The sequence below is a fragment of the Amycolatopsis sp. lyj-346 genome, from assembly GCF_046548975.1.
Classification (GTDB): domain Bacteria; phylum Actinomycetota; class Actinomycetes; order Mycobacteriales; family Pseudonocardiaceae; genus Amycolatopsis.
On sequence record NZ_JAJPWT010000022.1, the window covers coordinates 117,893 to 133,225 of the forward strand.

The following is a 15,333-nucleotide window of genomic DNA, read 5'->3' on the forward strand; positions in this document are numbered from 1 at the left end:
GTTCAGCTCCGCCCAGGCACCCCACGGCGAGGATGGCTGAGCAAGCCCGGCCGAGTCCTGGATTGATGGATTGATAGAGTCATCAATCCAGGAGGTGCTCATGCCCGCGAGGTCACGCACGACGGAGCCGCTGTACCGGATCAAGGCCGACCTGTTCAAGTGCCTCGCGCACCCGACGCGGATCCAGGTCCTGGAGGTGCTGGCCGCCGCCGGTGACGACGGCGCGCCGGTGACGCGGCTGCTCGAAGTGACCGGGTGCGAAGCTTCCCAGCTGTCCCAGCACCTCGCGGTGCTGCGCCGCACCCGGGTCGTCACGTCGTCCCGGACCGGCAACGCCGTCGACTACTGGCTCGCCGAACCCCTAGTCGCCGAGCTGCTGGTCGTCGCCCGCGCGTTCCTGCTGGCCGGGCTCCACCCCGGTTCGGAGCAGCTGCGCGCCGCGCGCGAACTGCCGCCGCTGCCCGGCGCGAGCCCCCAAGCCGTGCTCGACGCGATCGCGGCCCGGGCGTGAACGCCCGCGACCTGCTGCCCGGCCGGGGTGATTACGACCTCCACGGGCCCGTGCTGCGCGCAGACCTCCTCGCCGGGGTCACCGTCGGCGTCGTGGCCCTGCCCCTGGCCCTGGCCTTCGGGGTCAGCTCGGGTGCAGGACCCGCGGCGGGGCTGGTCACGGCCGTCGTGGCGGGGATCGTGGCCGCGGTGCTCGGCGGCTCACCGGTCCAGGTGTCCGGACCGACCGGCGCGATGGCCGTCGTCCTGGCGCCGATCGTCGCGACCCACGGCTCGTCCTCGATCGCCCTGGTCTCGATCCTCGGCGGGCTGGTCGTGCTCATCGCGGGAGCCGCGCGGCTGGGCAGGCTGGTCGGGTACCTCCCCTGGCCAGTCGTCGAGGGCTTCACCCTCGGGATCGCCTGCATAATCTTCCTGCAACAGGTCCCCGCGGCCGTCGGCGCCACCGCGCCGCCGGGAAAGAACCCGCTCCTGGGCGCGGCCAACGCCGTCGCTCACGCCGTGACCGGCGGCGGGACAGCCGTTTGGACGATCGCCACCGTGGCGCTCATCGCGGCCATCATGCTGGCGCTGCCCAAGCTGCACCGCGGGCTCCCGGCATCCCTGCTCGCGGTCGCCGCGGCGACCATCGCCGCCGAGCTCCTCCATGCACCGCTGCCCCGGATCGGCGGACTGCCCAGCACACTGACCCCCGCCCTGCCGTCCTTCACCCTCGGCGCGGTCGGCGACCTCACCGGCGCCGTCATCGCCGTCGCCGCACTGGCGGCCATCGAGTCCCTGCTCTCCGCCCGCGTCGCCGTGACGATGACCCGCGGCGGGCCGTCGGTCGGGCCGACCCGCCCCGACCGCGAACTCCTCGGCCAAGGCCTGGCCTCGATCGCCAGCGGTCTCTTCGGCGGCATGCCCGCCACCGGCGCGATCGCCCGCACCGCCGTCAACGTCCGCTCCGGCGCCCGGACCCGGTTGGCCGCCATCACCCACGCCCTGGTGATCCTCGCGGTGATCTACGCCGCCACCGGGCTCGTGTCCCGGATCCCGCTGGCCGCGCTGGCGGGGGTTCTCATGGTCACCAGCCTGCGCATGGTGCCGCTGCCCACGATCCGCGAAGTCCTCCGCGCGAGCCGGTCCAGCGCGGCCACCTTCGCCGTGACCGCGCTCGTGACCGTCGCGGCCGACCTCATCCTCGCCGTCGAGATCGGCCTGCTCGCCGCCGCCTTCTTCGCCCTGCGCCACCTCGCCGGCGCCGCCCACGCCCGCCGCGACCCGCTACCCGGCCCCGCCACCCCCGGCGACGAACACATCGCGGTGTTCGGCTTCGAAGGCGCCCTGTTCTGGGGCGCATCCGAACGCATCGTCACCGACATCGCCGGCACCACCGACGACGTCCTCGTCGTCATCCTGCGCCTGTCCCGCCTGCACCTCCTCGACGCCACCGGCGCCAAAGCACTCGGCGAAGCAATCGAAGAACTCGAAGCCCGCGGCATCACCGTGCTGGTCAAGGGCATCCGGCCGCACCACCGGCACCTGCTGACCGCCACCGGCGCCCTCGGCAAACTCCGGCACGAGAACCACCTGTTCACCGACCTCGGCGAAGCAACCGCCCACGCCCGGTCACACGTGCAACGCGTCCGGACGACCGACGCCACCGCCGTCGGCACGCAGGGCTGACCTAGTGCAATGCGACGGTGAGGAGGACCGCGCTGTCGGCGAGCGCGGTCAGCCCGTGCCGTTCCGGGGGAATGCGGACGAGCTGACCGCGCTCGAGCATCCAGGTGTGGTCGTGGGTGTGCAGCTGCACGCGGCCGGTGACGACGTAGAGGGTGGCGGCGGGGGGTGCGTCGTGTTCGGCCAGCTCGGCGCCTTCGGCGAGCGCGACGACGGTCGCTCGCTGGAGGGAGCCGGTGATGAGGGTCCGCGCCGCACGGTGAGCGTCGTGGCGGCGGGCTTCCTCGAGCAGTTCGGCCGAGACGGCGTCGAGCTGGGTGACGTCTTCATGGGTGGTCATTTGCCGGATTACCTCCGCGGAGTCGGGTCAGCCCCCATCGACGGTACTGGTGGCGCGGGTCGGCGTCCGCGCCGCTGACTAGCCGTCCTCCTCGAGCAGGACGGTGTCCGGCGGGTACACCCAGGTGATGGCCAGCGAGCCCAGGCCCCGAGCCACCAGGTCCTGCCGGATCTCGTGGGCGGTGCACCCGCCGTAGACCAGGTGAGTCAGCCGCAACGTCTCCGCGTCACGCATCGGCCGGGCGATGACGCTGAGCACGCCGTCACCGAACGAGTGGTGCTCGACCTGCTCATCGGGGCCGGCGTACTCCGCCGCGATCATGGTTTCGTAGTCGCGGCGCCCGTTCTCGGACAGCGTCGCGTACAGCTCGTCGACGAGCGCCTTGACCTGCGGTGGGTGGTCCAGGTGATGGGTGATCAGGGTGCTCCGCCGCCAGCTCTCGTCGTCAGGCGCTCGCCAGGACACATTCTCTCCTCTCCGCGGCAGGGCGCCGCGGCTTCCGGGGTTCACCGACCCGCAGGCGATCCGTCAGCGGCGAAGTGCCCGGCGACGGACGAAGCCGATGACGGCGGTGCCGACGAACAGCACGATCCCGACGATGGCCAGCCAGACCAGGCCCTTGAACGCGAACCCGATGACGGCGGTGATCAGCCAGACCACCAGCAGAACAACGATCAAAATCATCATGACGACCTCCTGGTCGACTGGAACGAAATCCGGTCCACGGACGCCTTTGCGTCAGTGGCTTCTCGCGCGGCCCTTCTTCCGCGCGTCTTCGGCCCGCAACGGCGCGCCGACCTCGTGCAGGTACCGCAGGATCTGGCCGTAGGACATCAGCAGGCCACCCTCGCTGTAGCCGATGCCCCTGCTCGCGCAGAACGCCTCCACCAACGGCTGAGCACGCCGCAGCGTGGGGCGAGGCATGCTGGGGAACAGGTGATGCTCGATCTGGAAGTTCAGCCCGCCGAGCGCGAAGTCCACCCACGGCCGGCCGGTGACGTTGTGCGAAGTCAGCACCTGCTTGCGCAGGAAGTCCAGCTGGTTCCCCTTCGACAACGTCAGCATCCCCTTGTGGTTCGGCGCGAAGGAGCACCCCATGTAAAGACCCCACAGACCCTGGTGCACCGCGATGAACACGAACGCCTTGCCGGGCGAAAGGACCAGGAACACCGCGGCCAGGTAGGCGACGACGTGGATCGTCAGCAAGGTCGCCTCCACCCACCGGGCCCTGAGCCCGCCGTGCCACACGGCCTTGATGCCCGACCAGTGCAGATCGAGCCCCTCCAGCAGCAACAGCGGGAAGAACAGAAACGCCTGGTACTTCGCCATCCACCGCAGGAAGCCCCGCTTCGCGCGGCTCTGCCGCGGCGTGAACGCCAGCGCGGCGATGTCGATGTCCGGGTCGGCGCCCTCGACGTTCGGGTTGGCGTGGTGGCGGTTGTGCTTGCCGACCCACCAGCCGTAGCTCATCCCGACCAGCCCGGCCAGCCCGATCCCCACCACGTCGTTGGCGCGGCGGCGGGGGAAGATCTGCTTGTGCCCGGCGTCATGCCCGAGGAACGCGATCTGGGTGTACGCGACGGCCAGGAACACCGCGGTGAACAATTGCCACCACGTGTCCCCCAGCACCGCGAAGACCACCCAGGCGCTGGCGAAGGCCAGCAACGTCAGGCTGCCTTTCACCGCGTAGTGCACCGGACGGCGCCGCATCAGCCCGGCTTCCTTGACCACGTGCAGCAGTTCGGCGTATTCGCTGCCGTGCTTGGGGCCCGGCACTTGCCGGGTCTGCGGTTGAACGGAGTTCATGGTTCGACCTCCCGATCGTGCTGTCAGGCCGGCGCCCGCAGGCGCCCGCCTTCCGCTTCCCAGCGCTGCCGGGCCGACGCCATCCCGTCGGCCCCGAGCAGCGCCTCGGGGCTCTCGACGTTGCCCACCTCCGAGGCCGTCCTCAGCACCCGCCCGGCGGTCCCGGGTTCGGTTCCGGGCGGCACCGTCAGCAGGGTGAGCCGCCGCTGGCCGCCGGTCCCGATCACCGTCAGGGTGCCGGGGTGCTGCGAGCGGAACCCTTCCAGTCGCACCACCCGGCCTCCGACGATCAGCCGGCGACCAGGCGGCTCCCAAGCCGTGAGGTTGAAGGTGACCCGCTCGGCGGCCCCCAGCCGACCGGCCAGGGCGGCGAGCAGGTCCGGCAGCTCGGCGGCCAGATCTGCCGTCCGCGGCCACCAGGCGCCGTCCACGAAGCCGGCGGGAGAACCGGCCGGCTTCACCGACACCCGCGACGTGCGACGCCCCGAGTCCGTCTTGGCGAGAGTTTCGTTTCCCATGACGACCTCAGCGGATCTTCTCGGGGATCTCTTCAAGCGTCCGCAGCAGCCGGATCGCCAGCTCGCGGGCTTCTTCCGCACTCAGCGGCGAATTGTCCTTCACCACGTCCTCCACGAGCTTCACGAGCTGCTCGTAACGGGACACGTAGACCGGTTCCACGTCCATCTCGAACCTTCTCTCGACGACCGATGCCGTGCTCCTTCGATGATCGAACGCGCCTTGTCCACCGGGAAAGGGCGCAAAGCACTCATCCCGGTGGACCAACGTCCCGAAGCGCCCGGTGGCTACACCGAAGCCGGAACCGCCGGCGTTCCCCGCCGGGGCGCGGCCGGAGCCGGGGTGAACGCCGCGTCCGGCCGGGCCGGAACCGCCGCGGTGGCCGACGCGGCTTCGCGGGCGAGGAAAGTCCCGAGCTCACCGATGGTGCTCATCAGCGGCGCAGGGAACACGACCGTGGTGTTCTTGTCCACGCCGATCTCCACCAGGCTCTGCAGGTTCCGCAGCTGCAACGCCAGCGGGTGCGCCATCATCGTGTCCGACGCGTCCCCCAAGGCCGCGGCGGCCTGCGACTCACCCTCCGCGTTGATGATCTTGGCTCGCTTCTCCCGCTCGGCCTCCGCCTGCTTCGCCATCGCCCGCTTCATCGACTCCGGCAGCTGGATGTCCTTCAGCTCCACCAACGTGACCTCCACGCCCCACTCGGTCGTCGTGACGTCGAGGATCTGGCGGATGTCGGAGTTGATCGCGTCGGTCTCGGACAGCGTCTCGTCGAGTGTGTGCTGCCCCACGACCTTCCGCAGCGTGGTCTGCGCGATCTGGTCGATCGCCGCGTGGACGTTCTCGATCGCCACGACCGACTTGGTCGCGTCGACCACGCGGAAGTACGCCACCGCGGACACGTCGACGCTCACGTTGTCCCGCGTGATGATGCCTTGGGACTGGATCGGCATCGTCACGATCCGCAGCGACACCTGCCGCAGGACGTCGACGACCGGGATGATGAACCGCAACCCCGGCTCGCGCACCCCGATGACCCGGCCCAGCCGGAACAACACACCCTTCTCGTACTGCTTCACGATCCTGATCGACATGCCCAGCAGGAGCAGGACGACCACGGCGACCGCGGCGATGATCCAGCCATTCATGGTGAGTCTCCCGTCGTAGGTGGAACCGGGCGACCTCTGTGCGACATTCCCAGGTCGCCGGAGTCCAGGCGGACGGCCGTCGTCCGGCGACCGTGAGCCAAGCCAAGCCCGCCGATGTGGCCGCGGCCACGGCCGGAAGTCACCGTGGCCCGGGACCTCGGCCACCGGCATCCGTCCGGCGCGGGCCGAAAGTCCTTCTCCGGCGGGACGGACGACTCTGGCCCCGCTCGGGCAGCCACTCGGACACTCTCGTCATGCAGATCCACGAGATCCGGCTGCACAACCGGAACGAGCAGCCCACCGCCGTCGTGGAAGCGACCTTGCCGGTCGCGCAGATCGGGCCTTGGCTCGGCCGGCACTACGGCACCATCGCCGAAGTCCTGGCCGCCCACGGCTGGGCACCGACCGGCCCCCCGTTCGCGCGCTACCACCCGGAAGCCGAGGGCCGGTTCCGCGTCGAAGCGGGGTTCCCGGTCGCCACCGCCATCGAACCCGTCGACGACGTCCACCCGTCGACGCTCCCGGGCGGCCCAGTCGCCGATACCGTCCACATCGGACCGTACGACGCGATGGAGTCCGCCTACGGCGCGCTCGCTTCGTGGGTGCACGAGCACGACGGCGAACTCGCCGGGGACGCCTGGGAGATCTACTTGACCTCCCCTGCGGAGCAACCCGATCCGGGTACCTGGCGAACCGAGGTCGTGCAGCCGTACCGGATCCACTGAACCGTCGTTTCGGAGCGGGCCTCTATACTCGCACCTGATCGCCGCGTTTGCCCCAGTCCCCGGCGACGTCGCCGCCAGCTCGTCGCTGATCCTTGTTTCCTGCCTGGCCGGGCTATCCGAACGGGGCCACGTGGTGCGAGTCGGAATCCTCGATCTTCTCGGCCCGCCTGCGCGGCGCCCGGTGGACTTCGCCTACCAGCTGTTCATCACCAAGCAGTACGCGAGTATCACCCCGCAGGCCATCTCGGTGTGGTGCCGCAGGCAAGGGCACGAGACCTTCTACGCCACCTACTACGGCCTCGGCCGGCCGCACCGCCTGCTGCCCGCCGACCTCGACGTGGTCTTCATCTCCTGCTACACGCAGGTCAGCCACCTCGCCTACGCGCTGGCGAAGTTCTACCGCCGGGCCGGCGTCCGCACGGTGATCGGCGGCCCGCACGCCAAGGCCTTCCCGGTCGACTGCCTGCGCTTCTTCGACCTGGTCGTGCAGGAGTGCAACCCGGAACTGGTCGCCGACATCCTGGCGGCCAGTTCGACCCGGGCACCATCATCTCGGCCAACCGCCCGTTCGACTTCGTACCGACCGTCGAGGAACGAATGCCCGAAATCCGCGCGTCGGCCTTCTTCTGGAAACGCAAACCACTGCTGCTGTCCGCCGTCCCCATGCTCGCCAGCATGGGCTGCCCCTACCGATGCGACTTCTGCATCGACTGGAACAGCACCTACCGCCCGCTCCCGGCCGACCGCCTCCAGGCCGACTGCGATACCTGGCCCGGCACCTGCCGAACCGGCTCATCGTGTTCCACGACCCCAACTTCGCCGTGAAGTTCGACAAGGTCTTCGAAACACTGGAGGCCCAGCCTCCCGGCCAACGGCCGCCCTACATCATCGAAAGCTCGCTCACGGTCCTGCGCGGAGACCGGCCGCGGCGACTGAAGGAAACGAACTGCGCCATGGTCGCACCAGGCGTCGAGTCGTGGACCGACTACTCGAACAAAGCCGGCGTCGGCCGGACCAGCGGAACCGAGAAGGTCGACCGCGTCGCCGCGCACTTCGCCCAACTGGCCGAGAACGTGCCCTACCTGCAAGCGAACTTCATGTTCGGACTCGACACCGACCAGGGCGACGAACCGGTCGAGCTCACCAAACGGTTCATGGACCTGGCCCCGTTCGCTTTCCCGACGATCAACATCCCGGTGCCGTTCGGCGGCACGCCGCTGCACGCCGAACTCACCGCGGCCGGCCGGATCCTCACCACGATGCCGTTCACGTTCTACTACGCGCCCTACCTGGTGACCACGATCAAGCACTACGACCCGATCACCTACTACGAAAAGCTCATCGAGCTCTACTCGCACGCCGCGTCCCCGGCGATGCTGCGCCGGCGGCTGCGGAGCACGTCCCACCGCCTCGTCGGATACGTCCACCGGGCACGCACCGCAGGTTTCCGCGCCGACGTCGCGAGTTTCCGGCGCATCCTGGAAATGCTGCGATCCAACCGGCAGTTCCTGGCCTTCCACGAGGGCCGGATCACCACCCTGCCCGAGTTCTACCGCCGCATCAGCGAACGCATGCTGGGCCATTACTCCGAACTGCTCACCCCGGCCGACCGGACACCCGACCTCTCACCGGCCGACACTCCACCCCATTCCGGCCTCGACAAGCAGCAGTAGCGGCGGATCGCGGTTCCTTCGCTCCATATGCCGAGGACCCGAGACCTCCCGGGAGCGGTAAGTCCCGAGGAGCAAAGGATCCCGGTCGAGGACCTTAGACTCTTCTGGGTGAACACCGGGCCCGGGATGGTGGTGCGGTGAACCTCCGACATCGCCCCGCCATCCGGCGCCGGCTCACCGTCGCCGGGCTGGCCGCAAACCTGGGAGTGCTCCTGGCCGGCTGTGCGCCGGCTGCGAACACCGTCGCCGGCACTGCCCTCCAACCCGGCTTCTGGCTCGGCCTCTGGCACGGCTTCATCTGCCCGATCACGTTCCTCGTCTCGCTGTTCAACGACCACGTCGGCGTCTACGAAGTGCACAACAACGGGCACTGGTACGACTTCGGCTTCGTATTCGGCATCCTGCTCGCCGCCAGTGTCTTCCACGGCCCGCAGTACGCGCGCCGCCGTCCCTCGCGCCGCGTGAAGTAACGGCTCCGGCACCCGTGCCCGAGCCGGGCGCGCAGTGCTTCGTGGACGGTGTCCGCGAGCCACACCACCAGCGCCGCGAGCAAGCGCCAACCACCCGGACCATCCCGGCAGTGTGCCGCCGTGCAACGCCGGGAGCACGAGCACCGCCAGCATCGCCGACGTCATTTCTAAGCGCGGCACGGGGATGAACTAGTACTGCAACGGCACTTGGATGAGGTGTGGTAGATCATCCTGGTGGTAGTCGATGTGGTGATGGCGGAGCTGGATCGGGTGCATGACCGGATCGCGGGTCGGTTCACGCGGTCGGAGCCGCGGAGTCGTGCTCGGGATTATGTGTCCGGGCTGGTCGCGGGTTTGGAGCGGAAGAACGGCTGGACGCTTGCCGAGCAAGCCGGTGAAATGTCCCCGGACGGCATGCAACGGCTGCTGCGCTGGGCGGACTGGGACATCGACGGAGTCCGCGACGATGTGCGCGACTATGTCATCGAGCATCTCGGTGAGCCGGATGGTGTGCTGATCGTGGACGACACCGGCTTCCTGAAGAAGGGCACCAAGTCCGCGGGGGTGCAGCGGTAGTATTCCGGGACGGCGGGCCGGATCGAGAACTGCCAGATCGGCACGTTCCTGGCGTATGCCTCGCCTCGGGGGCATGCGCTGATCGACCGGGAGCTGTATCTGCCTGAGCCGTGGATCGCCGACCGGGAACGGTGCCGGCGGGCGGGGATCCCGGACGGGACCGAGTTCGAGACGAAGCCGCGGCAGGCGATGGACATGCTGGCGCGGACGTTCGCCGCGAGGGTGCCGTTCGCGTGGGTCACCGCTGATGAGGCCTATGGGCAGGTCAAGTACCTGCGGGCGTGGCTGGAGGACCGCGACGCCGCGCATGTGCTGGCCACCAAGGTCAACGATCTACTGACCACCGCCGAGGGTGCTGAGCTGCGGGCGGACGAGCTGATCGCGGACTTGTCCGCTCGGGCGTGGCGGAGGTTGTCGGTCGGGGCCGGGGCGCACGGCCCGCGCGAGTACGACTGGGCGCGGATCCCGGTCGGGATCGGCTGGCGCTCCGGCCGTGGGCACTGGCTGCTCGCCCGGCGCTCGATCAGTGACCCGACCGAGATCGCCTACTACGTCTGCTATGGGCCCCGCCGCTCGAGCCTGCTGGCCCACGCCTGGCTCGCCGTCTCCCGTTCCCTGGCCATAAAAGGGGAATCGGTGTCGGCGAACCAGGCATGATCGGGTTCACGCTACCGGAGATCCGGCGCCTGCTCACCAGGCTGGTCTTGCGTGTCACCGACGCCGCCGAGCACGTCTGGGCCTGGTCATCCTTTCGCCGCCGACGACAACACCAAGCCCGCCTCAGCCACTACAAGCGACGTGGCTACCCACTCACCTAACTGCCGTTGCAGTACTAGGCCTGGCGATGAACACAGTCAAGCGCTACGCCCGCGCCGCCACGCCGGAGCGCATCCAGCGGGTCCCGAAGTACCGGGCCTGCATGGTTGGCCCGTACCGGGACCATCTACGCGCCCGCCGTGAACGGGACCCGGGCGTGGGGGCTACCGCGCTGCTGGGCGAAATCCGCGCCCTGGGCTACAACGGCAGCCACACCCTCCTCGTGCGGTACCTGAACCAGGGACGGCACCTCGACGAGCGTCCGCACCTCTCGCCGCGCCGGGTCGCCCGGCTGCTGCTGACCCGGCCCGAGAATCTCACCGAGCGGCAACGCGAACGACTCGAAGCCCTGACCGCGGCCTGCCCCGAGATGACGGCGCTGGCCGCCGTCGTGCGTTCCTTCGCCGCCCTTCTCGTTCCCCACAAGGACAATCCGGCCCAGTTGGCGGCCTGGACCACCGCCGCACGCGAGGCGGATCTACCCCACGTGCACTCCTTCGCCCGAGGCATCGACCAGGACATCGACGCCGTCACCGCTGCGATCACCCTCGATCACCACAACGGACGCACCGAAGGCGTGAACACCAAAACGAAGCTAATCAAGCGGCAAATGTACGGACGAGCAGGCTTTGCTCTCCTTCGCCACCGCATCCTGCTCGGGTAAGACCACCACCGAAAGTGCGCCAGAGCCGTTCGTTTGACAGACCCGATCTCCATCCGCTACAAGGCAGGATCGTCCCAGTACTGGTGCGGTATCCAGGCGATCGACCACCGCAATCCCGTGGCCCGGCCGGAAGTCCGCACGGGCGGCGGCTGGAACAGCTTCAGCGCACCGACTACAACTACTTCCTGTCGGAGAACGGCGCCGGGTGCGGTGGGGCCATCGCGGTCACCGACATCTACGGGGAGCGGCTCGTCGTCGACCCCCTGCCGGTCAAGGCCGACGTCGTCCAGCCGACGTCCCGGCAGTTCAACCGGCACTGACCGGGTCGGGACTCAGTGGAACTGCCACTTCTGGTTGCTTCCGCCCGAGCAGGTCCAGAGGACGATCTTCGTGCCGTTCGTGGTGCCGCCGCCGGCGGCGTCCAGGCACAACCCGGACTGGACGCCGGTGATCGTGCCGTCGGAGTTGGTCGTCCACTGCTGGTTGGTGCCGCCGTGGCAGTCCCAGATCACGACCGTGGTGCCCGGGCCGGTTCCCGCGCCGTAGGCGGCCAGGCACTTGTTCCCGTAGACCGTCAGCTGCTTGGCCGACGTGGCCGTCCAGCGCTGGTTCGCGCCGCCGTTGCAGTCCCACAGCTGCACCGCCGCGCCGTTCGCGGCGCTTTGCCCGTTGACGTCGACGCACCGGCCGGACGAGGTGGACGTGATGCTGCCCTGCTGGCTGCTGCCGCCGGGTCGCTTGAACAGCCCTAATTCGGCGATCGCCGGTGCCGTCCTCGAGCCGGTGATGCGCAGCCGGACCTGGCTGGTGGTCACCGGCGACCGCAGGCGGGTCAGCTTCTTCTGGCCGATCGTGGTGTCGGTCGCGATCTGGTTCCACGCGCCGCCGTTCCAGGCGTCCACGGCGTAGGACTGGACGTGCTGGCCGAAGTTCAGGTCCTCCTGCACGGAGAGGACGTCGAACGTCCGCGCCGCGGGCAGCGTGAACACCAGCCCGCCGGTCGTGGCCGACGGCTGCCAGGAGCTGTCCAGATTGCCGTCCAGCGCCAGGCCGGGGGTGCGCCCGGCGGTGTTGCCCGTCCCGTTGTCGTTGGTCACGGTCGCGCCGGCGGCGAGGTTGGCGCCGAACGTCCCGGTGAGCCGGGCGTTGAACTCCGACAGCACGGTCACCGCCGACTGGTCGAGCTGGCCCTGCCGGTTCGGGGAGACATTGAGCAGCATGTTGCAGTTGCGGCCGACGGAGGCGTAGTACATGTCCTCCAGCTCCGGCACGCCGCGCCACACCTCGTTGGGGTGCCAGAACCAGTCGTGGCGCGCGGACAGCGTCCCGTTGCACTCGCCGGGCGACCACTTCAGGTAGTTCCACGCGCTGGTCCCGTCGGATTTGCGCTGGGAGAGCAGGCTGTCACTGCCCAGGTCGGCGGCGCCGTTGCCGCCGGGCGGATTGACGATGTTGTCGGCGGCGATCGCGGCGTTGCCGGCGTAGGGCACGACGGACGTCTCGGATTGGCGGGCGTAGCCGTTCTCGTTGCCGATCCAGCGGATGTCCGGGCCGCCGTCGTTCTCCATCGCCGCACCGGGCTGCAGCGTGCGGACGATCTTGATCCAGTCGAGGAAGTTGTAGGGCTGCGTGCGGCCGGTGGGGTTGGCCATGTCCCACCACACCTCGTCGATCGAGCCGTACCGGGACATCAGCTCGTAGATCGTGTTCTCGAAGTAGGCGTTGTAGTCGTCGGAATTGAGCTGGAAGGTGATGCCGTTGACGATCTCGGAAGGGTCGCTGGGAATGGTCACCGGCTTCTGCGCGCTGCCGTTGGCGAACCGCCCGCCCGCGAGGTTCTCGTGCAGGTCTGCCGGGGAGAGGTAGATGCCCGCCTTCAGGCCGTACTTGTGCATGGAGTCGGTGAAGCTGCGGACCACGTCGCCGCCGCCGTTCTGCCAGGCTCGGTCGGAGGCGACACCGAAGGTGGAGGCCTTCGAGGGGAACAGCAGGAAACCGTCGTGGTGCTTGGCGGTGAGGATGCCACCCTTGAACCCGGCGTTCTTCAGCGAGGACGCCCACTGGTCGGTGTTCAGGCCGACGGGCTGGAAGACGTTGGGGTCCTCGGTGCCGGTGCCCCACTCCCGGTCGGTGAAGGTGTTGACGCCGAAGTGGATGAACGCCATCCGCTCCAGCCGCTGCCAGGCCAGCTGCCGCGAAGACGGTACGACGTTCGCGGCCTTGGCGATGATCGTGGCGGGTGGGTCGTTCGGCGCGACGGGGACGACCTGCGCCGAAGTCGCTGCGGCGGCGCCGGTAGTGAACGGGGTCGCGACGACGAGGCCCAATACCGACAGCACCGTCAGAGCTCCACGGGCGAAGGGCCGCCTACGGGCAGGCTCGAAGGACCGCATCTCGGGTGTCCCTTCCGGGTACGCGTTCGGGCACCTCAGGCCGCGGGCGCTGTCCACTGCTGGTTCGCTTGGCCGTTGCAGGCCCAGAGCACGAGCTTGGTGCCGTTGGCCGTGCCCTGTCCGGTCGCGTCGAGGCAGAGGTTGGACTGGTTGCCTGTGATCGTGCCGTTCGCGTTGACCGTCCACTGCTGGTTGGCCTGCCCGTTGCAGTCCCAGATGACCACGGCGGTGCCGTTGGCCGTGCCCTGGCCGGATGCATCGAGGCACTTGTTGTCGTAGACCGTCAGCTGCTTGGCCGCCGCGCGGGTCCAGGCCTGGCCCGGCCGGCTCTGGCAGTCCTGCAGCTGTACCTGGGTGCCGTTGGCCGAACTCCCGGCGTCGGCGCAGCGACCCGACTGTTTCCCGGTGATCGCTGCGCCGCCGGTGGGTGCGCCGTCGGTTCCGGTGATCGTGAGCAGGACGGCTTCCCCTGCCGGGACCGAGGTCGCGTAGCCGGAGGTGAAGCTCCCGCGGTCGGCGCCGGCCCACACGTCCCGGACGGCGGCCGAGCCGGTCAGGCCGAGAGTCGACCACCGCGCGGTGATGGTCGCGGCCGAGCCGGTACGGTTGAGCAGCACGACGGCCCGGCGGCCCGTGCCCGACAACACCTTCTGGTACACCTGGAGCCCCGAAGCGTCCTCGGTGACCTTCGTACCCTGCCGCCCGAGCGGGTCCTGGTCGACGGCGATCATCTCGCGGTTCGTCAGTGCGGCGCGGGTGGTGGCGCTCATGTCACTGGGCTTGTTGCCAGCGATCAGAGGGGCACCCGAAATCGCCCACAGGCTCAGGTGGGTGCGGTTCTGTGCGTCGGAGAAGCCGGACAGACCGGCGACGAGCATGTCGGGATCGTTGTAGTGGCCCGGACTCTGCGCACTCGCGTGCTGCGCAGCGTCGAAGTTGGCCAGCACGCGCGACATCGCGGGCCGCTCGCCCCAGTAGATGATGTCGCCACTGGTCCGCCAGAGATTGGCGATACCCGGCGCCCAGTTCCACGGCTGCTGGCCGCCCCATTCGCAGACGGAGAACACCATCGGGCGCCCGGTCTGGGCCGTGGCGCGCGCGATGGCGTCGCTGATCGCGGTGTAGGCGTTGCGGGCATTGAGCCCTTCGGCCGAGCCACCGCACCAGTCGACCTTCACGTAGTCGAAGCCCCAGCGGGAGAACTGGAGGAAGTCCTGGTCGTAGTGGCCTTCGGCGCCCGTGCCGGGGTAGGCGGGGTGCCCGGTCGGGTAGTAGTACCCGCACCCGTTGCGGCCGGCGTCGGTGTAGATGCCCGCTTTCAGGCCCTTGCTGTGGATGTAGGCGGTGATGGCGGACATCCCACCCGGCCACTTGGCGGTGTCGACGGTGATGTTGCCGCTCGCGTCACGGGAGCCCGTCCACCAGCCGTCGTCGATGTTGACGTACTCGTAGCCCGCGTCCTTCATGCCGGAGGCCACGATCGCGTCCGCCTGCTGCTCGATGACGGTGTGGTCGATCGCCCCGGCGAAGGAGTTCCAGGAGTTCCACCCCATCGGCGGCTTGGTGATCGGCGCCGCCGCGGCGCTCGACGGCGCTGCGGAAACGGTCAACGCGGTGACCAGCCCGCTGACGAGGGCGAGAATGATCCACAAAGGACGAATGTGGCGTGCGTGCGACAACGGAACCCCCATCAACATTGACGGCGAGCCGGACTGTGGCAGAGATGTGAACGCTAACACAACCGTGCGCCGGTCCTCAATACCGCGCGGGTTACGCAATTCGCGTGACCGATGCCGCGAAGATTCATTTCGCCGTGAAACTTTCATTTCTCGCGGCCGAATGATGGCGGCGCCGGACCAATTGACGTCGATCCGGCGCCGTCGCGGGGGTTTGCTCAGGCGGGGGTGCAGGTCAGCGTCGGTGGCGCTGTCCCGCCGGTGGCCTGGAAGCCGAAGGTGGTGCTGCCGCCCGCGGCGATCGAGCCGTTCCACCCCGCGTCCGTGGCGACCACGCCGGCGCCGTTCTGCTTCA

The 15,333-nt window shown here is 69.1% G+C and carries 16 protein-coding genes and 2 pseudogenes; 8 read left to right on the forward strand and 10 right to left on the reverse strand.

The features are described 5' to 3' along the window. The first annotated feature begins 100 nt into the window (after positions 1 to 100). Positions 101 to 511 carry an ArsR/SmtB family transcription factor gene (locus ACLJQE_RS41070; protein WP_410645109.1) on the forward strand — a complete coding sequence of 137 codons (411 nt, stop codon included), beginning with the start codon at positions 101 to 103 and terminating at the stop codon, positions 509 to 511. Continuing rightward, positions 508 to 2,178 (forward strand): SulP family inorganic anion transporter, encoded by a 1,671-nt coding sequence (locus ACLJQE_RS41075; RefSeq protein ID WP_410645110.1) that lies wholly within the window; start codon positions 508 to 510, stop codon positions 2,176 to 2,178. The genes ACLJQE_RS41070 and ACLJQE_RS41075 overlap by 4 nt, the downstream gene beginning before the upstream one ends. A 1-nt stretch (position 2,179) precedes the next feature. Here the strand turns inward: ACLJQE_RS41075 and ACLJQE_RS41080 are convergent, their stop codons facing one another. The 7 genes from ACLJQE_RS41080 to ACLJQE_RS41110 all read right to left on the reverse strand — a co-directional run bounded on the left by ACLJQE_RS41080 (position 2,180) and on the right by ACLJQE_RS41110 (position 5,985). Beyond that, the gene (locus ACLJQE_RS41080) at positions 2,180 to 2,515 is read right to left on the reverse strand and encodes a hypothetical protein (protein WP_410645111.1); all 336 of its coding nucleotides are present in this window, start codon (positions 2,513 to 2,515) and stop codon (positions 2,180 to 2,182) included. Between the two features lie 78 nt (positions 2,516 to 2,593). Then, positions 2,594 to 2,980, reverse strand: coding sequence for a hypothetical protein (locus ACLJQE_RS41085; RefSeq protein ID WP_285450320.1), 387 nt, complete (start codon positions 2,978 to 2,980; stop codon positions 2,594 to 2,596). A gap of 63 nt (positions 2,981 to 3,043) precedes the next feature. After that, positions 3,044 to 3,202, reverse strand: a complete 159-nt coding sequence (locus tag ACLJQE_RS41090) for a hypothetical protein (RefSeq protein WP_285460048.1) — start codon at positions 3,200 to 3,202, stop codon at positions 3,044 to 3,046. A 51-nt stretch (positions 3,203 to 3,253) separates the two neighbouring features. Continuing rightward, on the reverse strand, positions 3,254 to 4,321 hold the full coding sequence (locus ACLJQE_RS41095) for a fatty acid desaturase family protein (RefSeq protein ID WP_410645112.1): 1,068 nt from the start codon (positions 4,319 to 4,321) through the stop codon (positions 3,254 to 3,256). 23 nt (positions 4,322 to 4,344) lie between these two features. Then, entirely contained in the window at positions 4,345 to 4,839 is a 495-nt protein-coding gene (locus ACLJQE_RS41100) for a DUF5994 family protein (RefSeq protein ID WP_410645113.1), read from the reverse strand. 7 nt (positions 4,840 to 4,846) lie between these two features. After that, the gene (locus ACLJQE_RS41105) at positions 4,847 to 5,005 is read right to left on the reverse strand and encodes a DUF6307 family protein (RefSeq protein WP_410645114.1); all 159 of its coding nucleotides are present in this window, start codon (positions 5,003 to 5,005) and stop codon (positions 4,847 to 4,849) included. Positions 5,006 to 5,124: 119 nt separating this feature from the next. Then, a complete protein-coding gene (locus ACLJQE_RS41110) occupies positions 5,125 to 5,985 on the reverse strand; it encodes a slipin family protein (protein ID WP_410645115.1) in 861 nt (286 codons plus the stop codon). A 254-nt stretch (positions 5,986 to 6,239) separates the two neighbouring features. Here ACLJQE_RS41110 and ACLJQE_RS41115 point away from each other — a divergent pair, with 254 nt between their 5' ends. From ACLJQE_RS41115 to ACLJQE_RS41140, 6 genes and pseudogenes are all read left to right on the forward strand, one after another. Beyond that, the gene (locus ACLJQE_RS41115) at positions 6,240 to 6,710 is read left to right on the forward strand and encodes a GyrI-like domain-containing protein (RefSeq protein WP_410645116.1); all 471 of its coding nucleotides are present in this window, start codon (positions 6,240 to 6,242) and stop codon (positions 6,708 to 6,710) included. 797 nt (positions 6,711 to 7,507) lie between these two features. Further along, positions 7,508 to 8,383, forward strand: a complete 876-nt coding sequence (locus ACLJQE_RS41120; protein ID WP_410645117.1) for a hypothetical protein — start codon at positions 7,508 to 7,510, stop codon at positions 8,381 to 8,383. Between the two features lie 137 nt (positions 8,384 to 8,520). Further along, a complete protein-coding gene (locus ACLJQE_RS41125) occupies positions 8,521 to 8,853 on the forward strand; it encodes a hypothetical protein (RefSeq protein WP_410645118.1) in 333 nt (110 codons plus the stop codon). Between the two features lie 234 nt (positions 8,854 to 9,087). Continuing rightward, positions 9,088 to 10,041: pseudogene (locus tag ACLJQE_RS41130) on the forward strand (IS701 family transposase); the annotation flags it as partial. A gap of 220 nt (positions 10,042 to 10,261) precedes the next feature. Further along, positions 10,262 to 10,909 (forward strand): annotated as a pseudogene (locus ACLJQE_RS41135) (ISL3 family transposase); the annotation flags it as partial. An 83-nt stretch (positions 10,910 to 10,992) separates the two neighbouring features. After that, entirely contained in the window at positions 10,993 to 11,229 is a 237-nt protein-coding gene (locus tag ACLJQE_RS41140) for a hypothetical protein (RefSeq protein ID WP_410645119.1), read from the forward strand. Between the two features lie 12 nt (positions 11,230 to 11,241). Here ACLJQE_RS41140 and ACLJQE_RS41145 read toward each other — a convergent pair whose 3' ends face one another. The 3 genes from ACLJQE_RS41145 to ACLJQE_RS41155 all read right to left on the reverse strand — a co-directional run. After that, the gene (locus tag ACLJQE_RS41145; protein WP_410645120.1) at positions 11,242 to 13,248 is read right to left on the reverse strand and encodes a ricin-type beta-trefoil lectin domain protein; all 2,007 of its coding nucleotides are present in this window, start codon (positions 13,246 to 13,248) and stop codon (positions 11,242 to 11,244) included. A gap of 89 nt (positions 13,249 to 13,337) precedes the next feature. Next, positions 13,338 to 14,954 (reverse strand): glycoside hydrolase family 27 protein, encoded by a 1,617-nt coding sequence (locus tag ACLJQE_RS41150; RefSeq protein ID WP_410645121.1) that lies wholly within the window; start codon positions 14,952 to 14,954, stop codon positions 13,338 to 13,340. A 242-nt stretch (positions 14,955 to 15,196) separates the two neighbouring features. Further along, the coding region (locus ACLJQE_RS41155) for a cellulose binding domain-containing protein (protein ID WP_410645127.1) at positions 15,197 to 15,333 on the reverse strand (137 nt) is incomplete at its 5' end.